The sequence below is a fragment of the Bacillus sp. P4_D3 genome (assembly GCF_056401855.1).
Genome location: NZ_JBFUIN010000593.1, coordinates 1 through 1,921 on the forward strand (window position 1 = coordinate 1; position 1,921 = coordinate 1,921).

A 1,921-nucleotide genomic window follows, 5' to 3' on the forward strand; every position below is an offset into this window, starting at 1 on the left:
GATTGAGAAGGCAAAAAACTTCAAAGGAACGATGAATAAACTCCTTCAATACTTGAAGCCCTATAAATTATCAATCTTAGTCGTTATCCTTTTCGCAATCGGTAGTGCAGCCTTTACAATCGTTGGTCCAAAAATTTTAGGAAATGCGACAACAAAACTTTTCGAAGGACTCGTAAGCAAAGTATCAGGAGCACCCGGTGCGGCCATTGACTTTACCTATATCGGAAACATTGTTATTTTACTTCTTGGATTATATATACTGAGCACTGTGTTTGGTATTATCCAGGGGTACATTATTTCTGGAGTAGCTCAAAAAGTATCTTATAACTTCAGAAAAGAAATCGACGAAAAAATTAATCGTATGCCGCTGAATTACTTTGATAAAACAACGCACGGCGAAGTATTATCGAGAATTACAAATGACATAGATACGGTGAGCCAAACGTTAAACCAAAGTATGTCGCAAATCATCACATCCGTTATTACAATCATCGGTGTACTTATCATGATGTTATCAATCAGCTGGCAAATGACATTAGTGGCGCTTTTAATATTGCCAGTATCGATGATTCTCATCATGGCAGTCGTAAAACGATCACAAAAATACTTCAAATCCCAGCAAGAATATTTAGGACACGTAAACGGTCAGGTCGAAGAAATTTATAGTGGTCACAATATCGTAAAAGCCTTTAACAAAGAAGAAGAAGAAGTAAAAAAATTCGAAAAGGTAAATGATACCCTTTATCACTCCGCATGGAAATCTCAATTTTTATCTGGAATGATGATGCCGATTATGACATTTATCGGTAATATCGGTTACGTCGCTGTATCTATTTTAGGCGGATGGCTTGCGGTAAAGAGAACCATCGCAGTTGGAGACATTTTAGCCTTTGTGCAATATGTTAGAAGCTTTACGCAACCAATCGCTCAAGTAGCGCAAATCGCGAACGTACTTCAATCCACTGCAGCTGCTGCAGAAAGAGTCTTCGAATTTTTAGAAGAAGAAGAGGAAGTGCCAGAAGCAGAAAATCCAGTGAAGCTGCAAAAAGTTCAAGGAGAAGTTACCTTCCAAGATGTTCAATTTGGATACAATCCAGATAAGATCATCATCAATAATTTCTCATCTAACATTAAACCTGGACAAAAAGTAGCAATCGTCGGACCAACCGGGGCTGGTAAAACAACGATTGTAAAACTGTTAATGCGTTTCTATGACATAAACAGCGGTGCAATATGTATCGACGGTCACGATATAAAAGACTTCACGCGAGAAGACCTGCGCAACATGTTTGGTATGGTACTTCAAGACACTTGGCTATTTAACGGCTCCATCATGGAAAATATACGTTACGGTAGACTCGATGCTACAGACGAAGAAGTAATTGAAGCAGCGAAAGCAGCTCACGTTCACAGTTTCGTAAAAACATTACCAAATAAATATCAAATGGAACTAAACGAAGAAGCAAGCAACGTATCCCAAGGACAAAAGCAACTACTAACAATTGCCCGCGCCCTTATTGCGGATCCGAAAATATTAATACTCGATGAAGCGACAAGCTCCATTGACACTCGTACAGAAGTACTGATCCAAAAAGCGATGGAAAACCTTATGGAAGGTAGAACAAGCTTCATTATCGCTCATAGATTATCAACAATACGTGATGCAGATTTAATCCTTGTCATGAAGGATGGGGATATTGTAGAACAAGGTAATCATGAAGAGTTATTGAAAGCTGATGGTTTCTATGCTTCGCTTTATAATAGTCAGTTTGAAGGTGCGGATGCTTCTTGAGTTAGGTGTCCCGAAAGTCCATTTAAATAACTAAAACCCACGGTGAAAATTCATTTTCTTCGTGGGTTTTTATCATTTTTAAGGTATCGTAAATTCTGTAATGTTTTAGTGTTTCTCCTCCTTCTCCTC

At 38.4% G+C, this 1,921-nt stretch carries 1 protein-coding gene; it reads left to right on the forward strand.

All coding sequences use genetic code 11. From position 1 onward, the window contains the following. A partial coding sequence (locus AC1DTM_RS24445; RefSeq protein WP_477001101.1) for an ABC transporter ATP-binding protein occupies positions 1-1,792 on the forward strand: 1,792 nt, incomplete at its 5' end. Between the last annotated feature and the right edge of the window lie 129 nt (positions 1,793-1,921).